Raw genomic sequence first — 2,944 nt, 5'->3', positions numbered from 1 at the left:
ACTTACTTATCCGACACCGACAAGCAAGGGCGGTGCCGGTTTCTGCTCGAATGGCAAGAAGGCAATCGGATTCGCGGGCAGGTGTTTTTTGCGGACCCGATAAAGTACGGTCACAAACGACCATGACGAGCAAGCGATTTAACACAACACCGAGGAGGGTCAGCGATGGCAGCAACACGCAAGCAGATAAGTCAGCCGGATGAGTGGTGGGATGCGTTTACAGCTCAGTCGCAGCGAGACGGCTACACAGGCGTCAGCGAGTGGCTTGGCGCTGTTGGCGTCGCCAATCTCGACAAAGACCTAGCGAGCGGATTGCCGGAGCGTGCTGGGCGTGGGAGACCGCAAAAGGCACGGAGCAGCAATGGGCACTAAAGGCAGTCTGTCGCTACGCGGATGGGAGTCATCGCGCGGCGAAAATCACCGCAAAATTAACCGACGACGATGTGCGCCAAATCCGTAGGCTATTTGGTACGATGCCACACAAGGACATCGCAGCAAAATTTGGCGTGCATAAATCGGTGATAAGCCACATCAAAACTCGCAAGCGTTGGTCGCACGTGGTATGACAAACATCGGTTGGCTACGATTGCAAATCAGAAACGCGAAGACGATGGAGCAGCTTAAAGAGGCGGCAATCAACGTCGACTACGACCGCTGGGAGGGCATGCGGCACATGCAGATTGAAAGCAACGTGCAGCTACTGCGCGAGGAGTACGCGGAGCGGCTGGCGGAGTTGCTGGCCAGGAAAACGGCAATTAGTGGATAAGCGAACGAAAAACATTAACGAAATTTGGAGTTTTGCAATGGCAACGACAATTGTTGATCGTGACAGGGAAGAGGTCATAGAGTTAGTCGAAAAATATGGTCGATGCAGATGGAATGACAGCATCAGAAAGATCGAAGAACTCGGCGTTGAGATTGCAAACACTCGCGGAATACTTGCGAGGGTTTTGAATGCCGTTGCCGACAAAGGCATGTTTTCGGAAGATGAATTGGCCAAAATTATTAGGGGTTATTAGCTTCTGGCGAACGCTTACATTCATCGGCATGGCCCCGGTGGATTTTGAATTGCCAAAAAGCGTCGGCGGCCATGTCCGATGCAATGTTTTGTTCGTGAGGTGACGAAGTGAAAGCGTCGGAATTTTGCTACTGGTTGCAGGGTTATTTCGAGATCAGCCAGTCAACGCCAGAGGAACCGGGGGCGATAAATAGCCAGCAATCAGCGATGATCCAAAGACATCTGGCGTTGGTGTTCAAACACGACATCGACCCGAAAGCGGGACCGTCCGAAGTTCAGGCCGAGTTGCAAGCGATCCACGACGGACATGCTCCAAAGATTGGTGGGAGAAGGCCAGACGGACAAATCTACCGTTGCTAGTCATCCCACGAACAACACATTCTTCGGCGCAGCGCCGGTTTAAAGGAAAAAAGCCATGAAAGCAAAATACTGGATCGGCTGCCAAGTCGCAGCAAAAATCAGCGACTGGATTTTACACAGCACCGTCGAAGCGGTGCTGATCGGCGAGCGAGTGCGGTACAAGTTGGCAGGCTACTGGCGATGGATCGACGAGGATGAGATTTTGGGGGACTCCGGTGCAACGGATGGTAATTGAGCTGCCGGTAAAATTACCAACATGGAACGCACTGCTAGGAATGAACCGATGGAAGCGAGCAAAGGTGCGGCATTTAATACACGAGTTAGTATTACAATCATCTCGTTTAGATGCAGGCTCGCCGACGCCGATGGAGTTAGCGCGAAAGCGGCAATTGATGGTCTCGTCCATTGCGGCATACTACGAGACGATAGCCCCAGTGAAGTCTCGAAGGTCAGCTACGAGCAATTCAAAGTCAAGAACGCGGCGGAAGAAAGGACACAGATCGTGATTGAGGAAGTGCGATGACTGACAACGTAAACCACCCTCGCCACTACACCGCTGGCGGCATTGAGTGCATCGACGCAATCGAATCCGCACTGACGCCTGAGGAATTTCGCGGCTACTGCAAAGGCAACGCGATCAAGTACGTCTGGCGTGAGGCTCTCAAGGGCGGCGACGAGGATATGCGAAAAGCGATTTGGTATCTTACGCGAGCAACGGCTACCGAATGACCGACCACGATTGCCGAATGCTCACTCAAAAAGACGCGGCTCGGCTGATCGGTCGGAGCGAAAAAGTCATCCGCGAATGGATGGATAGCGGACGATTGCCGACAATCCGCGAGCCTGGCTGCAGTCGGCGATACGTGTTGCGCATCACGCTGATCGAGTTTCTTAAAACGCTCGAAAGCAGCAATTCGCGGAATGTTGCGGACGATTAGAAAAAGGCAGTTGCCAAGCTCGGGTGCAGTCGCAAGAGTCTAGGGAGACTCACACCCGAGGGACCGATGACGATTAGCGATCGACAGCAGCGAAGGCAAGAGCGACGCGAGGCACGTCGTCTGCGCCGCAATCTCAGTAGCGAGCAGCGTCGATACATCGACGAGACCGCAGCGGGCATTTGGCGTGAAACGGGCGACCTTGGCGAGGCGTCGCGAGTTACCAAACGCACGCTCGAAAACTCGTCGACAGAAATGGGTTTTGACCCGGCGACGATCATGCTGCTGATTCAGCTCGCGATTCTGATTTACAAAGCATTGAAGTATTTTCAGGTCTTTTCCCCAACGCCTGAGCTGATCGAGGCTATCTACGAGGACGGCGACGATGATTGAGACTCTGTCGGAGCACTGGGCAGTCATTTTGCCGCTCGTCGGTGCAGCACTTGCGTTGTTTTTTCCGCAGTTTGCGCCAATCATCAAGCGGCTAACAAACGTTAAAAAGAATCCTGACGGCACCGATGCACCGCTGGTTGCACCGGAGTTGGATAAAGACGACGTGGCTCTTCGCATCGCGTTTGACGCGGCTATCGCGCTGATCGAATACTACCGAGCACGCGGTGACAAAGAAGCC

General features: G+C 53.5%; 7 protein-coding genes. All 7 read left to right on the top strand.

Annotated elements, in window-relative coordinates; all coding sequences use genetic code 11:
* Positions 1 to 562: 562 nt before the first annotated feature.
* Complete coding sequence (locus tag LCF60_RS24140) at positions 563 to 766, top strand: hypothetical protein (RefSeq protein WP_292295072.1); 204 nt, start codon at positions 563 to 565, stop codon at positions 764 to 766.
* Positions 759 to 1,019 (top strand): hypothetical protein, encoded by a 261-nt coding sequence (locus LCF60_RS24135; protein WP_292295071.1) that lies wholly within the window; start codon positions 759 to 761, stop codon positions 1,017 to 1,019. Before LCF60_RS24140 ends, LCF60_RS24135 begins: the two co-directional genes overlap by 8 nt.
* A 414-nt stretch (positions 1,020 to 1,433) precedes the next feature.
* Complete coding sequence (locus tag LCF60_RS24130; protein ID WP_292295070.1) at positions 1,434 to 1,613, top strand: hypothetical protein; 180 nt, start codon at positions 1,434 to 1,436, stop codon at positions 1,611 to 1,613.
* 284 nt (positions 1,614 to 1,897) lie between these two features.
* Positions 1,898 to 2,107, top strand: a complete 210-nt coding sequence (locus tag LCF60_RS24125; RefSeq protein ID WP_292295069.1) for a DUF3310 domain-containing protein — start codon at positions 1,898 to 1,900, stop codon at positions 2,105 to 2,107.
* Complete coding sequence (locus tag LCF60_RS24120; protein WP_292295068.1) at positions 2,104 to 2,316, top strand: helix-turn-helix domain-containing protein; 213 nt, start codon at positions 2,104 to 2,106, stop codon at positions 2,314 to 2,316. Before LCF60_RS24125 ends, LCF60_RS24120 begins: the two co-directional genes overlap by 4 nt.
* 66 nt (positions 2,317 to 2,382) lie before the next feature.
* A complete protein-coding gene (locus LCF60_RS24115) occupies positions 2,383 to 2,706 on the top strand; it encodes a hypothetical protein (RefSeq protein ID WP_292295067.1) in 324 nt (107 codons plus the stop codon).
* The coding region (locus LCF60_RS24110) for a hypothetical protein (protein ID WP_292295066.1) at positions 2,699 to 2,944 on the top strand (246 nt) is incomplete at its 3' end. The genes LCF60_RS24115 and LCF60_RS24110, both read left to right, overlap by 8 nt.

Source organism: Marivita sp., assembly GCF_020055635.1.
In the GTDB taxonomy this organism is placed as follows: Bacteria; Pseudomonadota; Alphaproteobacteria; order Rhodobacterales; family Rhodobacteraceae; genus Marivita.
The sequence above is the reverse complement of the archived record's forward strand: the minus strand, read 5'-3'. Positions and strand labels throughout refer to the sequence as shown.

What these genes read in the sequence shown, in the direction of transcription:
- LCF60_RS24125 (WP_292295069.1), top strand. Translation starts at nt 1,898, where the DNA reads ATGACTGACAACGTAAACCACCCTCGCCACTACACCGCTGGCGGCATT.
- LCF60_RS24140 (WP_292295072.1), top strand. Translation starts at nt 563, where the DNA reads ATGACAAACATCGGTTGGCTACGATTGCAAATCAGAAACGCGAAGACG.
- LCF60_RS24120 (WP_292295068.1), top strand. Translation starts at nt 2,104, where the DNA reads ATGACCGACCACGATTGCCGAATGCTCACTCAAAAAGACGCGGCTCGG.
- LCF60_RS24115 (WP_292295067.1), top strand. Translation starts at nt 2,383, where the DNA reads ATGACGATTAGCGATCGACAGCAGCGAAGGCAAGAGCGACGCGAGGCA.
- LCF60_RS24130 (WP_292295070.1), top strand. Translation starts at nt 1,434, where the DNA reads ATGAAAGCAAAATACTGGATCGGCTGCCAAGTCGCAGCAAAAATCAGC.